Genomic DNA, 18,841 nt, shown 5'->3' with positions numbered 1-18,841 from the left:
TGTCACACGGCTGTCTCCTCCGACCCCAAACAAAAAGCCCGGCCGAACGGCCGGGCTTTGATCTGTTGCGAGCGAGGGGACGCTTACGCGGCCTCGTCGGCGACGGTGGTGTCGTCGCCATCGGTATCGTCGGTATCGCCCTCGGTATCCGCATCGGCTTCACCTTCGGCGGCTTCCGCCTTGGCGTTGCGGCGCGGGCTCTTGGCAAGCTGGGCTTCGATCTCCTTGACCGCTTCGGTCTCGGTCGAGTGCTGCACCACCGCGATCTCGCGGGAGAGGCGATCGAGCGCCGCTTCGTAGAGCTGGCGTTCTGAGTAGGACTGCTCCGGCTGCGACTCCGAGCGATAGAGGTCGCGCACGACTTCCGCGATCGCGACGATGTCGCCCGAATTGATCTTTGCTTCGTATTCCTGGGCGCGGCGCGACCACATGGTGCGCTTGACGCGGGCGCGGCCCTTGAGCGTCTCGAGCGCCTTCTTCACCAGCGTCGGATCGGACAGCTTGCGCATGCCGACATTGGCGACCTTGGCGGTCGGCACGCGCAGCGTCATCTTGTCCTTGATGAAGTTGATGACGAACAGTTCGAGCTTCGCCCCGGCGATCTCCTGCTCCTCGATGGCCAGGATCTGGCCGACGCCGTGAGCGGGATAGACCACGAATTCGTTGGCCTTGAAGCCCTGACGCTGGGTCACGACCTTCTTTTCCTCGACCTTCGGGGCAGCAGCGGGCTTCGCGACCGGCTTGGCGGCAACGACCGGAGCCTTGGCAGGAGCAGCAGCAACAGGAGCCTTCGGCGCGGCGGGCTTGGCAGCGGGAGCCTTAGCGGCGGGGGCCTTGGCAGTCACAGGCTTGGCAGCAGGCTTAGCAGCGGTCGCTTTCGCGGCCGGTTTGGCAGTCTTGTTAGGCATTGCGCTTCTTTTGTTCTTCGAGGACTTTGCAGCCGGCGCCTTCGTCGCGGTCCGACCCTTGGATGCGCTACGGCTGGCCGCGGCGACTTTTTTGGCCTCCTTATGGGAAGCCCTCGCTGAAGTACTCTTTTTACGCGTTTTCTGTGACACAGCCTGCGCGCGGAAACTGCCACGCCCCTGTTCGACATTTGGTTTCACGGGAACCCAGAGGGGCCAACGGGGCTGACGGGGTTCGGCTTAATATGCCCAATATAGCACATTTCCCGCAAAAATCAATGATTTAGGGGTCTTCAGGGCTGGATTTCGGCCGCAGCGCCGCTATTAGGGTTAAGTTTGGGCCTGAATTAGTCGCCGGAGCCGGGGTTCGGAGAAAAATATTTCTCGAACTTGCCTTCCATGCCGTCGAATTCCTTGGCGTCGGCAGGTGATTCTTTCTTCTGGGTGATGTTCGGCCAGCTCTTGGCGTACTGGGTGTTCACTTCCAGCCACTTCTCGAGGCCCGGTTCCGTGTCCGGCTTGATGGCGTCGGCGGGGCATTCCGGCTCGCACACGCCGCAATCGATGCACTCGTCGGGGTGGATGACCAGCATGTTGTCACCCTCGTAGAAGCAGTCGACCGGGCAGACCTCGACGCAGTCGGTGTACTTGCACTTGATGCAGTTTTCAGTGACGACGTAAGTCATCCAACGCTCCGAAAAGCTCTTTTAAAAGTCGCGGCTTGCGTAGCGCGGATGGCCCGGCGCCGCAAGGTCGGGAAGGCCCGATCATGACGGCTTTGTGTGTTTGATCGACCAAGAAATGAATACGAAGCGCAATTAATTGCGTGTCCCGAGCTCCTCGTAGAGCACGCGCGCCGAGGCGGCATCGCCGCGGCGTTCGCTGAAGCCGGTGACCTTCAACACCCGTACGGTGCGATCGAGCGCGACGGTGATGACGTCGCCGAGCTTGATCGCGTGACCGGGCGACTTTTCCCGCTCACCGTTGACCCGAACGTGGCCGGTCTCGACGAGCTCAGCGGCCGAGGTGCGCGCCTTGACCACCCGCGCGTGCCACAGCCATTTGTCGAGGCGCTGCCGCTCGGTCGTCGTGGGTTACTCCTTGCGGCCCGACAGCTGCTCTTTCAGCGCAGCGAGTTTTGCGAACGGCGAGTTCGGATCAGCGGGCCGATCGCGCTCGCGCGGGTTCGCGCTGGAAGCGTAGGGACGCAGCGACGGACCGCCCTGGCGGTCGCGGCCCTTGTCGCGGTCGCGGCCACGGTTGTCACGGCCCTTGTCGCGATCGCCGCCGAACTTGCCCTTGTTGTCGCGGTTGCGATCCTTGTTGTCGCGACCCTTGTTGTCGCGATCCTTGCCCTCGAAACGGCGGCCCTTGTCGTCGCGCCCCTCGGGACGCGGCGCGCCTTCGCCGCCACCTTCGCGCGGCTTGCGGAAGTCTCTCCCGCCATCCCTGCGAGGGCCGCGATGGCGTTCGTTGCGCTTCTCGCCGTCGGCGGCTTGCGCGGCCCCGCCCTCCGCGGGCGCGGCGCCTGCTTCGGCGCCCGCCTGCGGGCGCTGATGGTGATGACGCTGGTGGCGGTGGCGCTCGTGGCGCGGCTTGCGGTCCTCGTGACGGCCACCGGGACGCCAGACCTCGACCAGCTCGGGCTCGGCCGGCGTAGCCACGGCTTCAGGCGCGGCAGCGTCGGGCATTGCCGCGGCTTCCGTCGCGGCGGCTTCGGCGGGAGCAGCCTCGAGAGCGTTGAATTCGGCTTGCGCAGCAGGCTCTTCGGCCGGCGGCGCGATGCCGGGGGCGTCTTCGGGCGTGACGGGCGCCGAGGCTTCCAGCGCAGGCTCGGCATCGTGAGCCTGCTCGTCCTGCGGCTCCATGCCGGGTGCATCTTCGACGGTGACCGGCTCAGCGGCTGCCTCTGCGGCCGGCGTCTCCGGCAGGCCGGCAACGGCCTCAGCCGCGGTCTCGCTCGAGGTCTCGGCGCTGCCTTCAACCGGCGGGGTCTCCGCTGCGACCGTTTCAGTCGGGGCCTGCTCAGTCGCGACGGGCTTTTGCGGCAGCGGCGGACGCTTCTCCATGCGATAGCCGAGGGCACGCAGCACCGAGGCGAAATCCTCGCCTGCAGATCCCGTGAGCGAGGTCATCGCCTGCGTGACCACGAAGCTGCGGCCGTCGAAGGCGCCGGCCGGCTTCTCGCCGGAGGCGTTCTCGCGCCAGGCCAGCGCCGGGCGGATCAGATCGGCAAGGCGCTCCAGGATGTCGACGCGCACGGCGCGCTCGCCCGCCTGCTTGTAGCCGAGCACGCGATAGGCATCGCGCGGCAACGCCTTGTCGACCGGGAACGAGGTGCGGCCCGAGGAGGCCAGATGCTGCGCGCCCGACAGCGAGGACAGATCGACATTGTCCTGCTTCAAGGCCCAGAGCAGCGCGGCGAGCGCGCGCGCGGCGGGCTTGAGCAGGCCGGGGAAATAGATGTGATAGGCGCCGAAGCGGACGCCGTACTTCCGCAGCACGGCACGCGAGGGCTGGTCGAGATCCTTCAGCTCGTTGGCGATCTTCGGGCGCTCGAGCACGCCGAGCGCCTCGACGAGCTGATAGGCGATGCCGCGGGCAATGCCGGTGACGTCCTCGGCCTTGGAGAGCTCGAACATCGGCCCGAGCAGTTTTTCGATATGGGTCTTGAGCCAGAGCTCGAGCCGCGCCTGCACCTTCTCCCGGGGGCCGCCGGTGAGGCGCTCGTCGGAGATGATGCGGATGCGCGGATGCAGCGCGTCCTCTGCGGCAGACAGCCGCGCCACGGCATCGCCGGTCCAGCGGATGATGCCTTCCGAGGTCAGCACGAACTGATCGTCCGGCGCATTGCCCAATCGTTCGGCGCGCGTGTTGATCTCGCCGGCGAGCACCGCTTGCGCTGCAGCCTGCAAGGCTTTCGCATCGGAGCCCGCTTCCGCCGCATCCGGTGCAAAGGTGAAGCCGTCGAGGCGGCCGATGACATGGCCTTCGACGATGACTTCGCCGGTCTTGCCGATTTCAGTATTCAAGCTCGTGTTCTCCCGCAGGCGGCGCATCAATACACTGGTCCGGCGATCAACGAAACGCTCAGTCAAGCGTTCATGGAGCGCATCCGATAATTTATTTTCGACGTCCCGCGTAATTCCCTGCCACCGATCGGGGTCTCTCAGCCAATCCGGGCGGTTGGCCACGAAGGTCCAGGTGCGGATCTGCGCGATCCGGGCCGACAGCGTGTCGATGTCGCCATCGATGCGGTCGGCCTGGGTGACCTGGGCTTCGTACCAGGAATCGGGGATGCATCCCTTCTGCATCAGGAAGCCGTAGAGCGTCGTCACCAGTTCGGCATGGGCCGCTGGCGACAGTTTCCGGTAATCGGGGACCTGGCAGGCCTCCCACAGCCGTTCCACCGCCGCCTTGCCATGCGCGATATCGCGCACCTCGGCGTCGCGGGCGGTATGGTCGAGCACGCGCATGTCCTCGGCGATGGGCGCGCGCGTCAGCGCCTCGTGGCCGGGGGCGAGGTTCAGCGAGACCTGCAGCGCACCGAGCGAGGCAAAATCCAGCTTGGAGTTGCGCCATTGCAGCATCTTCACGGGATCGAAAGTGTGGTTCTGCAGCGCGTTGACGAGCTCGGGCTCGAACGGCGCGCAGCGACCGGTGGTGCCGAAGGTGCCGTTGCGGGTGGCCCTGCCCGCGCGTCCCGCGATCTGCGCGAATTCGGACGGCGTCAGGCGGCGGAACTGATAGCCGTCGAACTTGCGGTCGGAGGCAAAGGCGACGTGATCGACGTCGAGATTGAGGCCCATGCCGACGGCGTCGGTGGCGACGAGATAATCGACGTCGCCGTTCTGGAACATCTCGACCTGCGCATTGCGCGTGCGCGGGCTCAGCGAGCCCAATACGACAGCAGCGCCGCCGTGCTGGCGGCGGATCAGCTCGGCGATGGCATAGACTTCATCGGCCGAGAACGCGACGATGGCGGTGCGGCGCGGCTGGCGCGTGATCTTGCGGTCACCGGCAAATTCCAGCTGCGACAGGCGCGGCCGCGTGATCATGGAGACGCCCGGCAACAGGCGCTCGATGATCGGGCGCATCGTCGCCGCACCCAGCAGCAGCGTCTCGTCGCGGCCGCGGCGGTTGAGGATGCGATCGGTGAAGACGTGGCCGCGTTCGAGATCGCTGGCGATCTGCACCTCGTCGACGGCGAGGAAGGAGAGGTCGAGGTCGCGCGGCATCGCCTCGACGGTCGAGACCCAATAGCGCGGGCTCTTCGGCTTGATCTTCTCCTCGCCCGTGACGAGCGCGACGGCCTCGCTGCCGACCCTTGCGGCGATCTTGTTGTAGACCTCGCGCGCGAGCAGGCGCAGCGGCAGGCCGATCATCCCGGACGGATGCGCGAGCATCCGCTCGATGGCGAGATGGGTCTTGCCGGTATTGGTCGGCCCGAGCACCGCGGTGACGCCGGCGCCAGGTACACGATCGGACGCGGCGCTATGGGACGCGAAGGGGGAGGAGGAAAAGGGCATCTGAGGGATTAGGTAGTGGCGATTTGGGCGAATGTCAGTGCTGGATTGGGGCGGTCGGGTGCATGGGGCTATCCGCACCCGTCGCTGTCATGCCCCCGGCCCTGGTGCGCCATTGCGCACTGGCCGGGCAACGACACCGCGTGCGTGGGAGCTGCTCCCCAAACCTCCCGCAACTGTCTCACTTTGCGACGCTTTTCCTGCCCGTCTTAAGCTTCGGAACGACTCTAGAACGAATCGCGGCCGAATCGCTGACTCCAGATTGAGTCCCGTTCCGTTCACGCAACATGTCGCGGGAGTCTTATCGGCCGCAACTAGATGGAGTTTTAGGCCGCCGCACAAGCGGCGTTTGGAGGGCGGAAAGCCTTAAGTTGGGGACGGCGCGGAGTCGAATCAGAATCGGGGAGGAGTCAAATGGATTCCCGGACCGCACCCCTCCCAACTCATTTTCGCGAAAACAACCCCATGCACAGTAGAAGGGCCATTGAAATTGCTGGAACTTTTATGAGCCAAAAATTCCGCTCGTCATTCCGGGGTTCGCGCCAAGGGGCGCGCCCCGGAATGACGGCGGAGGGAGGACGCGCTGCGAGCCGACCCTCCCCCTCCAGGGGAGGGTAAACGCGACCGCCGCTGCGGCGGCGCGCCCTACTGCGTCTTGGCCACGCGCGGCGGCTGGGCTGTGGTGATGAAGCTGGTCGCTTCCAGCATGGCGGGCCCGAGCGGCGTCGGCACTTTCAGCCAGAACGGGACCAGGATGCGGGTGCCTGCCACAGGCGCGAAGGCGATCTCGATGTTGCGCTGGGCGGCGAGGTATTTGATCACGGGGCGGTCGGGGATGTAGCCCGCGACCGGCACGAAATACAGCGAGCAGACCACGACCGGGCCGTGATAGCCCTTCTCCGCCTTCACGGTCTCCATGCGCTTGAAATCGAGCTTGAGGTCGTAGCGCATGCGGCCGTCGAACACGGGGGCCGAGTTGTGGCAGGCCTCCGGCGAGACGGGGTCGCCCGTGCCGGGCACCCGCAGCAGGGAGGCCGTCATGGGGTCCCAGACGCCGCGGCGATGGGCGTCGGTGACGACGATGCGGTCGGGATCGACCGGCGGCTCGGGCAGGATCGCAAAATCCTTCACATTGCCCTTGTCGAGCGTGATGCGGATCTCTTCGGTCTTCTTCGAGGTGGTGGTGGAGGCCTGGTAGCCGGTCGCAACCAGCGCGCCATTGACGACGCGGCCCTGGCTGGCGCCGGTGCCGGAGCCGCCGGTGAAGGATTTCAGCAGGCCCGAGGTGCCGCCGGCGGCGGCCGCCGCGAACACGTCGTCCTGGATATCGATGTTCCAGCCGCCCTTGCCGACCGGGATGCCCGCCAGCGAGGCCTCATATTGCGCCTCGAGCTTACCCTGCGCCGCCGCGGGCATCGCGCCCCACAGCACCGCGAGCCCGCAAACCGCCGCCAGCCAGCCGGTCAGGCGCGGCCGGGCGAAGCGCGATTTGGGCGCAGAAAAGGGCATGATCAGCACAATACAATCCATGGGAGCACGCGACGGCTGTTACTTAAGCCAAAAACCGCGGCAAACAATGTGTCCGGGTGTGTCGGGCCGGGAACTCCACTGGACTCTTCGGCGGCGATTACGCCCTTTATGTGATGGTAAGGTGCGACAAACATTGCCGTTTTGGTGATCGGGGGGCGCCCGCTGGGGGGCGAGAACCTCTCCCCACCCTCCGCTGTCATGCCCCGGCTCGACCGGGGCATCCAGTACGCCGCAGCCCCTCTGGCCAGCCGCGCCGCCTCGGCGTACTGGATCGCCCGCCCCCCGTGCGCAATTGCGCACTAGGGCGGGCGATGACACCTGTTGTGGGGCATGAATCCCCGCCCAAAACCTTGACTGTCCGCCCCTTCCCCCCTATACGTCCGCCGCTCCCTGCAAGGACAAGAGAATTAGCCCCCGTGGCGCCCAGAATGGCGGCCGCATTCGTGAGGGGTTCGAACTTAAGGATTTCTACCATGTCTCGCCGCTGCGAACTGACGGCCAAGGGCCCCCTCGTCGGCCACAAGGTCAGCCACTCCAACATCAAGACCAAGCGCCGCTTCCTGCCGAACCTCGTCAACGTGACGTTCATCTCGGAAGCCCTGGAGCGCAACGTGCGCCTGCGCGTCTCCACCAACGCGGTGAAGAGCGTCGACCACAATGGCGGCTTGGACGCCTTCCTGCTCAAGGCCAAGGCCGACGTCCTGTCGCCGCGCGCCCTCGAGCTGAAGCGCGCCATCCAGAAGAAGGTCGGCCCGACCACAGCGCCGGCGAAGAAGGCGAGCTAAAGAGTTTTACCGTTAGGGCGGGGGCTAGGTTGCGTCGCGTGGCGTAGGCTTAGCCAGTAGCGTTCTGCGTTTGCGGCCGGATCGGAAGATCCGGCCGTTTTGTTTTGCAGTTCCGGCCAATCGCAGGGAAAGCGCGCTGCCTCTGAAAATCAACGCTCAATATCCAACGAAAACATCTTCACGAGATCGTCCCACTCGCGGCGCGACAGTCCAGACTCTGGAAAGGAGACCTTCCCCCCTCTGGCTAGCTCGCCAATTATCCGGATGGCGGATCGAGAAAGGCGACCTCCATGCATCTGATATTCTACAAATGCACTATACGCAGCAGGCACCCATTTCTCGACAATTTTCAAAATCTCCTCTGCGTACTTTCGCACTTCGAGCTGTGCATGCTCGTCCGCCCGCAGTCGAAGAAAATGGAAGAGATTGTGCAGATCGATCTTCCAATACCACTCGGTGTAGGTCGACAAAGGCAATCCAATTCTGGCAAGCTCCCTTGATATTCCTTCGCTAGAATCAGACTGACCGAGCAGAGATTCGTACGTATCGAATGCTTTTTCTGCATCTTTGGCCATACGTCGACGCACGCTCTGCGCTATTTTTGAAGACGCGATATGGCCCCGTCCCTGTCGATTGTTCCCACTTTGCTGGGCAACGTTCTCCAGGTCCGGGACGTAGAACTCCCTTTCTAAGACAGAGTACCGCGCCGAGTATTCGTTGATATTGGCTGTGCGATGCCTCACCCACTGCCTGGCTACAAAGATCGGAAGTTTTATGTGGAGTTTCAGCTCACACATCTCGAACGGCGTTGTGTGCATGTGCCGCATCAAATATCGAATCAGAGCGGCGTCTGCCGAGACTGACTTCGTGCCCTTGCCGTAAGATACTCGCGCTGCTTGGACGATGGCACCATCGTCCCCCATGTAGTCAATGACCCGAATGAAGCCCTTGTCGAGAACCGGAAGCTTCTTCCCGATCAATTTCTCAAGCGCTGCGACCGTAGGACGAGAGGTCGTATGCCGCTCCAGGGGTTGCTTATCCGATCGCTTCGCGTTCACTTATCACCTGTTGACCCAAGACCTCTCCGACCGCGATCCGTGGGCAACAGTTGACGGGGATCATCAACCTCCTGCACGTTCACAGTCAGGACATTACTTATCACAAGCTGCGCGATCTTCATTCCAGGCAGGACCTCAAAATCCTCCTCGCCAAGATTCACCAGAAGAACAAGAACTTCCCCCCGAAAACCCGCATCGATCGTGCCAGGCGAATTTAGCACCGTGATGCCATGCTGTAGCGCCAACCCGCTGCGTGGACGAATTTGCCCCTCAGTTGCTCGTGGTAGTTGAACTAAGATGCCAGTTCGCACTAGACTTCTGTCTCGGGGCCTGAGTCGAACTTTCTCGATTGCAAAAAGATCTAAACCCGCATCGTTCAGATGAGCGTATTGGGGCATTTTGGCGCTTGGACTAAGCCTCACAACTCGGAGGGTCTTGCGAGTCATGTCGTCATCTTTTTGTTTACCTATCCATAGTCGACGGAGATTAATTTGACCGAAGCTGACTATGCTCGGACGCTTGAGACTTGGCGGCAACATGGCAGAACTAATTCACGGCCCATTGTAGTCGATTTTCGCGACCTCGTCTCAGAAATCGTTCCCGAGCGAAGCACCCACCTTCTTCACAGTTATCCAGCGAAACTATTGCCGCAGATTCCGCATTTCTTCCTCGGTGCTCATAAGACGATCCAGCCGGGCGCTCCACTTACAATCGCCGATCCATTCTGCGGATCGGGGACAGTGCTTGTTGAAGGAATCATTGGTGGCTGCCCTGTCGTAGGTGCAGACTCCAATCCCCTTGCAAGATTAATTGCGCGCGTAAAGACATGCCCTATCGAACGAGCAAGAATTACTCGGCAACTCGCACGCATACATGAGCAGATCGCCTTGATCGACGAGGCACCGCTACCGCGGACTGTTAATGTCAAACTCTGGTACAAGAAAACCGTCGCGAACGATCTTGCGAAACTCGCTTACACGATCAACCGCATCCGCTCGAACGACGTGCGGGAGTTTATGCAGCTTTGCCTATCGGTGTGTGCGCGCCGAATGTCTCGAGCCGATCCAAGATTATCAGTTCCTGTTCGGATTAATCCGGGCCGAAAGAAACAGTACGGGACGCACTATGAACAATTGCGAAAGCACCTAAGGGCAGCAGACACCCAAAGCACGATTACCGCATTTGACGAAATCGTTAAGCGAAATTGCTCTCGCCTCCGCGAGCTTGACGAATTGCCCGTCAGCCCCCTTGTGCAGATCCACGACGAGGCGCGCCACCTGGATAAAGCGATTGACCGCAATTCCGTCGATCTAATCATTACTTCGCCTCCTTATATTGGCGCGCAGAAGTATATTCGCGCTTCCAGCTTCGGTATCGGATGGCTGGGACTATCCGAGGACTCGCTTCGAACGATTGAAGACCAAAATATTGGACGAGAGCACTTTCCGAAGCGGACCTACGAGGAGCAGATCAAAACAGGAATTTCTAGGGCCGATCGCCAGCTCTCATCCATTCGCAATATCAATCCGTTGAGGGCGCATATTGCCGCCGAATACCTTCGCGAAATGAGAGACTCCTTAAAGGCCATGCACGCCAGTCTTAGAGTTGGGGGTAACTTAGTTCTAGTAGTTGGACCAAACACAATCTGCGGCCAAGCCTTCGACACACCGAGATATCTAGAGATTCTCGCAAATGAAATTGGACTGACGACAGAGTTTAAGCTCATTGACCACATTCGCTCACGAGGTCTGATGGTTAAACGCAACAAGACTGCTGGATTAATCTCCAGCGAGTGGGTTCTCTACTTGCGAAAAACAAATGATTGACACCAAGCACCAACGCCTAGCCGACCAACTTCGGTCCAAGATGAAGTCCCTCGACGAAACTCTTTGGGAGGGCCGAGCAAAGGAAGCGCACGTCAACCGCTGGCTTGCGCAATTCAATTCTACCGAGGACCTTGCGGACGATGCAGAACTCCAAATGCTCTTCTTGGCCAGCAACTTCCTTTATTTTGGAGCGCGCGAGATCCGCGCTCTGCTGCGATCGCTGTTCCGAGACCTGTATCAGTACAAGCTTTTGGAAAGTATTAGGAAGGAACGTTCCGACACCTTAGATCTATCCACGATTGAGGAGGAATACAAGAATAGGCTAAAAAACACGCGATTCATTGGAGTGGGAAATCCTTCGGAGAGCGGAAGCCACATGCTCTACTACTTCCGTCAAGAGAACCGCCTCGGAAAAGAGTACTTCATCAATTCGCATCAGGTACTTTCGACTACGCGCTTTCTGCTTAAGCATCACACCACGAAAGTACGAAACCCCGCCATCAAACACTACGTATTTATCGATGATCTGTGTGGTTCCGGCAGCCAAGCCAAGGACTATTGCAAATCCATCGTAGAGCCATTGAAGAGACTAAAGAGCGATGTTCGCGTCTATTACTTCACTTTATTCGCTACTTCATACGGCCTGGAGCAGATAAGAAACCTCCTTTGGTTCGACGAAGTTGCGGCAGTTGTTGAACTGGATGAGTCCTTCAAATGCTTCTCTGAAAAATCTCGCATCTACTCTGACGTAGCTACTCCCATAGACAAAGAAAAGGCGCGACAGATAAGCCATCGCCACGGATCGAAGCTCGCCCCAAAATATCCTCTGGGCTGGAGAGATGGCCAACTTCTCTTAGGCTTTTTCCATAATACGCCGGATAATACCCTTCCTATAATCTGGCATGACGACCCCGAGGGACATTCGTGGACCCCCCTCTTTCGACGCTTCCCCAAACAGTACGGGTGGGAGGCTTGATGGAACGGACAGAGAATCCATTTCGCATCACAAAATCGAACAATCTGATTGATGCACAGATTGATAGTCTTTGGGTCTCGCCGGGAGATGATGGAGACGACTTAACCGCGTTAGCACGGCCTGCTTCGCCAATGGCAATGTTCATCATGGGCGGCAAGGGCAGCGGCAAATCTCACTTGATGCGTCACTTTTCTTTCCAAGTTCAGCAGATTCGATTCATAAAAAGCCAAACTCCCATATTCACCGGCCTGGGCTCCGAAGGATATGTTGGGATTTATGCAAGATGCGGCGGGCTCAACTCGCATCGTTTCGCACGGAAAAACCAGAGTGATCACCGGTGGGCCGATCTATTTGCTTACTACTTTGAGCTATGGGTAGCAGATCGAACTTTAGAGATCCTTGAGGCGCTGACAGTTGCAACCAACGCATCCGGCATAGACGGTGAATTGGCGACTGATATTGCCAAGCTCTTCGACGCCGGCGACGTTCCAGCCAACTCTATGGGAGAAATTAGAACATTTTTGTCCCAGGTCCGACGCAAACTCGACTACGCGATTAACAACTCTTCTCTCACCGGCCGCATCGACGCCGAAATCCTCATAACGCGCGGAAAATTATTCTTCGGAATTCCCGCCGCTGCATGCGCTCGAATTCGACAGCTAGAAGGGGTTCGTTTCCTCTACTTGCTTGACGAGTTCGAGAATCTCACCGTCGAGCAGCAAGTGTATTTGAACACCCTGGTGAGAGAGACTGAAGGGCCAATGTCTTTTAAGATCGGCTCGCGCCTATATGGATTTCGAACCCAGCTGACCTTGAGCGGCGGCGAGCTTAACCGCGAGGGATCTGAGTACGAAGCACTGCGACTAGACGAAAGATTTCGCAGCGACAGTTCGCGATACGAAGAATTCGCGAGACGGCTTGTATCAAGACGGCTTAGCACCTCGTTCGGAAACGACATCTTCGAGAAGGAAGTCGAAAAGCTCGAGGAGTATTTCGAGCCGCCGCCGGATACGTCCGTTCTAAGTCAGGATCTAAGAAAGTGCATGCCGGAAAGCTCGGTCGACCGGCGACACGTCATCGAATTCAAGCGGAAGCTAATGAAGGGGATTGCAGAGGGCTTAGTCGTTGGACCATCAAGTACCTCCGATGCAGAAGAGATCATCCAAGCTGTTAGCTTCGCAGAAAGCCCCGTACTCGAAAAGCTGTCAATCCTGTCCACATATCAGCACTGGTTTCGTTCGGACGACCTTGTCCAAGCTGCGAGGATTACACGAGCGGCGGCGGAAGCGTATCTATCGGGATCGAGAAATGATCGGTTTGATGAATTCGTAAGGAAGCACAAGGGCGACATGGTCGCTCAACTACTTCGTGAAAATTCGCAGCGACAAATCTACTCCGGAATAAAGACGCTCATCCGAATGTCGGAAGGATTACCTCGCGCTTTGATAACTACGCTCAAGCATATCTTTGACTGGTCAATTTATATGCAAGAGAAGCCCTTTTCAGGCGGGAAGATATCACTCGCCGCTCAATCTCGTGGAGTCAGCGAGGCAGCAGATTGGTTTCTAGAACACATGTTAGAAGAAGGGGATGCCGGATTGCTTGTGCGGTCGAGCGTCGACCGTCTATCGCGCCTCTTCAGAGCGAACCGGTTCGCCGACAAGCCCGTAGAAACGTCCCTAATCGCGTTTAGCGTCGACGAAGTACAAATTGAACCGGAAGCGCGGTCGACAATCAAAAGCGCCATCGATACATCTATTCTGATCAATGTCGTGGGAGGGCAACGAGAGCGAAATTCAGAATTGGTAAGTCGAAAGCTCGAATTAAATACGATGCTTTCCCCGCGCTTTGATTTGCCAGTCGCCCGACGCGGCGTGACTACTTTCTCAGTCGATCAAACAAACGCGATCTTCGTCTATAGTCAAAGAGAGCTCTTCGAGAAACTGCTTTCCGATTGGGAGGCCAAAATGACAGCGCCATATTTTGGAAGAACTTCCTCTCCAGCGCCCAAGAGTACCGACCAACGCGATCTATTTGAATGATATCACGCTACAGCATTTTGTATAAGCAAGAACTGAACACAACCGAGAGCTGGCGATCTGCGCCTTGGGACGTGTTCATTTCTGCATTCAATTCGAGCGACCGCGTTAGAGACGTCTATTCTAAAGCGCCAGCTCGCCACAAATTCTGGATGATCCACTCGGAGTATGGCTACGCCGAGCACGAGCGTCCTAGCGGAAATTGCTACGTATCAAATTTCGGAAGTGAAGCTGAGTACGTTGCAGGACTAATCTCGCATGTAGAGACTACGATTGGAAAATCGATCGACACGCTCTCGGTTTGCGTTGACATAACAGGCTTTATGCGACCGCACCTCGTCTTCCTTCCATTTTATTTGAAGACGAAAAGAGTGAAGAAATACGACGTCCTGTACTCGGAACCGAAATACTACGCAAAGAAGGAACAGACTGTATTTTCAGAGGGAACCATAGTGGTGCGGCAGATCGAGGGATTCGAAGGCCTCAACTCGACGGATCAAACAAATGATTTCCTCATCGTGGGCTCGGGTTACGACCACAGACTTATAAAAGCTGTCGCCGAGAACAAAGACAAGGCTGATAAAGTTCAGATATTCGGCCTGCCCTCTTTGAGGGCCGACATGTACCAAGAGAACGTAATGAGAGCGGGGCGAGCTTCGGATGCAATTGGCGCGAACAAATCTTTCGACCGCGAGAGTTTTTTCGCTCCTGCAAACGACCCTTTTATTACAGCTGAGGTCGTGAGCGAGATAGTCAAGCTACGGAAAAAGCTCGGTCCAATTTCCAACCTTTATCTTTCCCCGCTGGCTACCAAGCCGCAAGCTTTGGGTTTTGCGCTTTTCTATCTGAGCGAATGTATTGGAACGACAACAAGTATCTTATTCCCTGTATCGAGTAAGTATGCTCGCGAAACAAGCGTGGGTCTTCAACGAGTTTGGCAATACACGGTGGAATAGTGATTTCCTCTGCGACTCCGCAGGCAATTGCTTTCACCGATGTCTCCAATTTCCGCTATACTCGCCCCGGTAGCATCCCCCCGAGGCGCATCCCATGGACTCCGCGCGCGACCCCGATCCCCACCCCTCCCCCAAAAACCTCGTCATCTGCTGTGACGGCACCGGCAACGAGATCTCGGAGAATATCTCCAACGTCCTGAAGCTGTATCGCTGCCTGCGCAAGACTGAGAGGACGCAGCCGCGGCAGATGGTGTTTTACGATCCCGGGGTCGGCACGGTGACGGAGCCGACGACGTGGCATCGCTTGAGGGCCAACGTCAACCTGGTGCTGGGGCTCGCCACCGGCTACGGGCTCGATGACAACGTGCTCTCGGCCTATGGCTTCCTGGTCGAGCATTACGCGCCGGGCGATCGCATCTATCTGTTCGGCTTTTCGCGCGGGGCCTACACGGTGCGCGTGCTGGCGGGGCTGATCCACAAGATCGGCCTGATCAGGCCGGAGCAGGCAAACCTCGCAGGCTCGGGCCTCGTCGCCTACAAGCAATATTCCGGCACCGGGCGCGGCAACGACATCGAGGACCTCGAGAATATCGCGACCGACGAGAGCGGGCCGCTGCCCAAGGACGCGTTCGACCTCGCCGCGCAGTTCGCGCGCATCACCTCGACGCGCTGGCCGACCATCCACTTCATCGGCGTCTGGGACACCGTGGCGAGCGTGATCGTGCCGCGCGCCGACCGGCTGTTCTGGCCGAGCCTGGAGGAGCTCGCCTTCACGCTGCGCAACCCCAGCGTCAGGATCTTCAGGCAGGCGATCGCGATCGACGAGCGGCGCTGCATGTTCCGCCTCAAGAAGTACTGGCAGCCGCAGGATTTCTGGAGCAACCGCTACGTGCCTGACGAGAAGAAGGTGCCGCAGGACATTCTGCAGGTGTGGTTCGCCGGCGTGCACAGCGACGTCGGCGGCGGCTATCCGGAGGCTAGAAGCGGCGATTCCAAATATCCGCTGATCTGGATGATCGCGGAAGCCGAGAAGGCGGGGCTGAACTTCAACCCGGCGACCATCAAGCAGCTCGCCTGGGGCATCCAGCGCAAGAACTCGCCGTTTCAATATGTCGCGCCCGCCTACACCGGCAAGACGGGCGTGCTGCACGATTCCATGACGGCGGGCTGGCGGCTGCTGGAATACGTGCCCAAAAGCGCGAAGTACAAGGAGTGGCCGGAGCGCAAGGTGTTCCTCGGCTTCTACATCCCCGATTGCGAGCCGCGCCCGATCCCCGAAGGCGCGCATGTGCATGAGAGCGTGTTGAAGCGGATGGCGGTGGAGCCGGAGTACCGGCCGGTGAACATGCCGAAGGAGTATGTGACGGTGCCGATGCCGGTGCCGCCGGGGGTGGAGCTGGTGGCGGGGGAGAGCGTGACGGGGTGATGGGGCGGCGGGCATGGCTCTCGCCGCTCGTCATGGCGAGCGCGGGCGTCTCGCAGCCGTCATTGCGAGCGCAGTGACTTGTCCGCCGAAGCCTTCGGCGAAGTCGGAAGCAATCCAGACTGTCTCCGCGAATGCATTTCTGGATTGCTTCGTCGCTGCGCTCCTCGCAATGACGGTGGTGGAGGTAGGCTCGCGCTACACCATTGCTGTCGTCCCTGCCTAGTGCGCAATTGCGCACGGGGCGCAGGGACCCATAACCACAGGGAGTGGTTTGGCGAAGACAGGTTGTTCGGTACTCCTACCGCGGACAACCCGAGAGATTACGCGGTATGGGTCCCTGCTTTCGCAGGGATGACAGCGGGGTTTGGACGATCCCACCCCACCCCGCTACCTTCGCTTTCTTCCGCCGCCGACACTTTTCATTAAAATTCTCCCGCGCGCCTTAGCCGGATCGCATCATCTCCCGTTCCATCATGGCCTCGAACCCGCTGCGAAACCTTGCGGAGCTGGAGGAGACGTGCCGCAATTCCCTCGCAAATACGCCCGCGTGAAGCCCGCAGGGCTGGTGTCGCGCCAGGCCAAGATCATCACCGACGCGCGCGCGCCGGTGATCCCCTGCACGCTGATCGACTATTCGCCCGGCGGCGCCTGCGTCGATCTCGGCGGCCAGGTGAACATCCCAGATCGCTTCGAGCTGTTGCACGTCAACACCAAGAAGCGCTGCCGCATCGCGTGGAAGCGCAGCACGCGCGTGGGCGTGGTGTTTTAGGGATGCATGTTTCTTCCCCTCTCCCCTTGTGGGAGAGGGTCGCTCGCCGCGCAGCGGCGAGACGGGTGAGGGGCCTGTCTCCGCAATCTCATCTCTCACGGCTAAATTCACTGAGGCAAATCCCTCATCCGGCGCCATAGCCGAGGCTTCGCCTCGGCGTTTTTTAGGGACGGCGGCCAAAGGCCGCCTATGCCACCTTCTCCCACAAGGGGAGAAGGAAAAAACACCTACTTCCGCATCCGCGCTTTCGCGCCGCCGACGATCTGCATGGCGACGCCGGCGATCCAGCCGAACAGAGCGAGCCAGGTCCAGGCCAAATGCGGATCGAGGCGGAGCACGATGACGGCGACGGAGGCGAGCGCGGTGAGCGTGGCGCAGAGCGTGCCGGCGGCGCTGAGGAATTCGGCGGCATCGATCTCGCTATGCGCGTCGTCGAACGGCAATTGCGGCGTGTCGATGCCCAGATAAAAGCCGACGAAGCCGAGCAGCATCATCAACAGCAGGAAACCCTGCGTGGTCAGCGCCGATATCGCCGAGCCCACATAAGCGCCGACGAACAGCCCGCATGCCGCACCCGCCATCGCAAGTCCGACGCGCTCGAAGATGTGAGCCGTTTTGCGAACACGAAACCGCATGGCGGGCCTCCGTTGCGGTGTTAAAGAGCCGGAGGTTAGGCCAGTTTTGCGGGGGGTGGAAGGTGAGGAGAGTTACGGAGGCGTAAGGGATGGTGAGGCGAAAGCGCTCACCTCACATCCCGCCGTCGTCCCTGCGAACGCGAGGACCCATAACCACAGGGAGTAGTTTGGCGACGGCTGTCAGTTAAGTTGTCAACGCAGACCGCGGATCATCGTGAGATCACGCGGTATCTCCCCTACCTCGCCCCGAAGGTCGTCTTGCCGAACAACGCCTTTTGCGTGGACGGCTGCGAGCGCCAATATTGCGGCGGGGCTTCGACCTCGCCGCCGAGCTCGGCGGCGGCGTGCCAGGCCCAGCGCGGGTCGTAGAGCATGCCGCGGGCGAGCGCGACCATGTCGGCCTTGCCGGATGCGACGATCTCTTCCGCCTGCTTCGGCTCCGTGATCAGGCCGACGGCGATGGTGGGCAATCCCGTTTCACGCTTGATGGCATCTGCAAACTGCACCTGATAGCCGGGGCCGAGCGGGATCTTCTGCAGCGGCGAGACGCCGCCGGAGGAGGCATCGATCCAGTCGACGCCGCGCGCCTTCAAGGCCCTGGCGAATTCAATCGTCTGCGCTAGATCCCAGCCGCCCTCGACCCAGTCGGTGGACGACACCCGCATGCCCACGGGCTTGTCGGCGGGAAAGACGGCGCGCACGGCGTCGTAGATCTCGAGCGGAAAGCGCATGCGGTTTTCGAGGCTGCCGCCATATTCGTCCGTGCGCCGATTGGAGATCGGCGACAGGAACTGATGCAGGAGATAGCCGTGCGCGCCATGCAGCTCGATGGCGTCGATGCCGAGCCGGTCGGCGCGCTTTGCGCTATCGACGAAGGCCTCGCGGATGCGCGTCAGGCCCGCGGCATCGAGCGCCAGCGGGGCGGCCTCGCCCTCCTTGTGCGGCACGGCCGACGGCGCCACCGTCTGCCAGCCGCCCTGTTCGACCGGAATCAACTGGCCGCCGTCCCAGGGCCGCGCGCTCGACGCCTTGCGGCCCGCATGAGCGAGCTGCATCGCGATCGCCGTCGAGGAATGCTTGCGCACCGAGCTGAGGACCTGATGCAGCGCGGCTTCGCAGGCATCGCTGTAGAGCCCGAGACAGCCCGGCGTGATGCGGCCGATCGCCTCGACATGCGTCGCCTCGATGCAGAACATCGAAGCGCCCGACAGGCTGAGATTGTTGATGTGGGTGAAGTGCCAGTCGTTGGCGACGCCGTCGTCGGCCGAATATTGGCACATCGGCGACACCACGACGCGGTTCTTCAAGGTCAGGCCGCGCAGCTTGATCGGGGAAAACAGGACGGACATGCGGGGGAGTTCCGGGATGGGGGCGGGATTGTGGAGAGAGTTTAGTGGGCGGACGGCGGAT

Annotated in this window: 16 protein-coding genes; 7 read left to right on the top strand and 9 right to left on the bottom strand. The window is 60.2% G+C overall.

Annotated features, from left to right (window positions below):
- Positions 1-83: 83 nt before the first annotated feature.
- The 5 genes from XH83_RS03200 to XH83_RS03180 form a co-directional block, all read right to left on the bottom strand.
- The gene (locus XH83_RS03200) at positions 84-908 is read right to left on the bottom strand and encodes a CarD family transcriptional regulator (protein WP_194405644.1); all 825 of its coding nucleotides are present in this window, start codon (positions 906-908) and stop codon (positions 84-86) included.
- A 344-nt stretch (positions 909-1,252) separates the two neighbouring features.
- The gene (gene fdxA / locus XH83_RS03195; RefSeq protein ID WP_063198086.1) at positions 1,253-1,591 is read right to left on the bottom strand and encodes a ferredoxin FdxA; all 339 of its coding nucleotides are present in this window, start codon (positions 1,589-1,591) and stop codon (positions 1,253-1,255) included.
- 132 nt (positions 1,592-1,723) lie between these two features.
- On the bottom strand, positions 1,724-1,948 hold the full coding sequence (locus XH83_RS03190; protein ID WP_246776407.1) for a S4 domain-containing protein: 225 nt from the start codon (positions 1,946-1,948) through the stop codon (positions 1,724-1,726).
- Positions 1,949-1,999: 51 nt separating this feature from the next.
- On the bottom strand, positions 2,000-5,434 hold the full coding sequence (locus XH83_RS03185; protein ID WP_194405643.1) for a helicase-related protein: 3,435 nt from the start codon (positions 5,432-5,434) through the stop codon (positions 2,000-2,002).
- Between the two features lie 642 nt (positions 5,435-6,076).
- A complete protein-coding gene (locus XH83_RS03180) occupies positions 6,077-6,940 on the bottom strand; it encodes a DUF3108 domain-containing protein (RefSeq protein ID WP_246776406.1) in 864 nt (287 codons plus the stop codon).
- Between the two features lie 494 nt (positions 6,941-7,434).
- Here XH83_RS03180 and rpmB point away from each other — a divergent pair, with 494 nt between their 5' ends.
- Positions 7,435-7,746, top strand: coding sequence for a 50S ribosomal protein L28 (gene rpmB, locus XH83_RS03175; RefSeq protein WP_194405642.1), 312 nt, complete (start codon positions 7,435-7,437; stop codon positions 7,744-7,746).
- Between the two features lie 149 nt (positions 7,747-7,895).
- Here rpmB and thyX read toward each other — a convergent pair whose 3' ends face one another.
- Together thyX and dut are read right to left on the bottom strand one after the other, a co-directional pair.
- Positions 7,896-8,726, bottom strand: coding sequence for an FAD-dependent thymidylate synthase (thyX, locus tag XH83_RS03170; protein ID WP_246776405.1), 831 nt, complete (start codon positions 8,724-8,726; stop codon positions 7,896-7,898).
- A gap of 74 nt (positions 8,727-8,800) precedes the next feature.
- A complete protein-coding gene (gene dut / locus XH83_RS03165; protein WP_246776534.1) occupies positions 8,801-9,202 on the bottom strand; it encodes a dUTP diphosphatase in 402 nt (133 codons plus the stop codon).
- Between the two features lie 93 nt (positions 9,203-9,295).
- Here dut and XH83_RS03160 point away from each other — a divergent pair, with 93 nt between their 5' ends.
- The 6 genes from XH83_RS03160 (at position 9,296) to XH83_RS03135 (ending at position 16,796) form a co-directional block, all read left to right on the top strand.
- Positions 9,296-10,630, top strand: coding sequence for a hypothetical protein (locus XH83_RS03160; RefSeq protein WP_194405639.1), 1,335 nt, complete (start codon positions 9,296-9,298; stop codon positions 10,628-10,630).
- The gene (locus XH83_RS03155) at positions 10,623-11,606 is read left to right on the top strand and encodes a hypothetical protein (RefSeq protein WP_194405638.1); all 984 of its coding nucleotides are present in this window, start codon (positions 10,623-10,625) and stop codon (positions 11,604-11,606) included. The genes XH83_RS03160 and XH83_RS03155 overlap by 8 nt, the downstream gene beginning before the upstream one ends.
- Complete coding sequence (locus XH83_RS03150; protein ID WP_194405637.1) at positions 11,606-13,648, top strand: hypothetical protein; 2,043 nt, start codon at positions 11,606-11,608, stop codon at positions 13,646-13,648. Before XH83_RS03155 ends, XH83_RS03150 begins: the two co-directional genes overlap by 1 nt.
- Before the next feature lie 368 nt (positions 13,649-14,016).
- Positions 14,017-14,601 carry a hypothetical protein gene (locus XH83_RS03145; protein WP_194405636.1) on the top strand — a complete coding sequence of 195 codons (585 nt, stop codon included), beginning with the start codon at positions 14,017-14,019 and terminating at the stop codon, positions 14,599-14,601.
- 94 nt (positions 14,602-14,695) lie between these two features.
- Entirely contained in the window at positions 14,696-16,027 is a 1,332-nt protein-coding gene (locus tag XH83_RS03140) for a DUF2235 domain-containing protein (RefSeq protein ID WP_194405635.1), read from the top strand.
- Between the two features lie 517 nt (positions 16,028-16,544).
- Positions 16,545-16,796 (top strand): PilZ domain-containing protein, encoded by a 252-nt coding sequence (locus XH83_RS03135; RefSeq protein ID WP_194405634.1) that lies wholly within the window; start codon positions 16,545-16,547, stop codon positions 16,794-16,796.
- Between the two features lie 227 nt (positions 16,797-17,023).
- Here the strand turns inward: XH83_RS03135 and XH83_RS03130 are convergent, their stop codons facing one another.
- A complete protein-coding gene (locus XH83_RS03130; protein ID WP_194405633.1) occupies positions 17,024-17,431 on the bottom strand; it encodes a hypothetical protein in 408 nt (135 codons plus the stop codon).
- Between the two features lie 236 nt (positions 17,432-17,667).
- On the bottom strand, positions 17,668-18,780 hold the full coding sequence (locus XH83_RS03125; RefSeq protein WP_194405632.1) for an NADH:flavin oxidoreductase/NADH oxidase: 1,113 nt from the start codon (positions 18,778-18,780) through the stop codon (positions 17,668-17,670).
- Between the last annotated feature and the right edge of the window lie 61 nt (positions 18,781-18,841).

The organism is Bradyrhizobium sp. CCBAU 53351, from assembly GCF_015291745.1.
Taxonomy (GTDB): Bacteria; Pseudomonadota; Alphaproteobacteria; order Rhizobiales; family Xanthobacteraceae; genus Bradyrhizobium.
The sequence above is the reverse complement of the archived record's forward strand: the minus strand, read 5'-3'. Positions and strand labels throughout refer to the sequence as shown.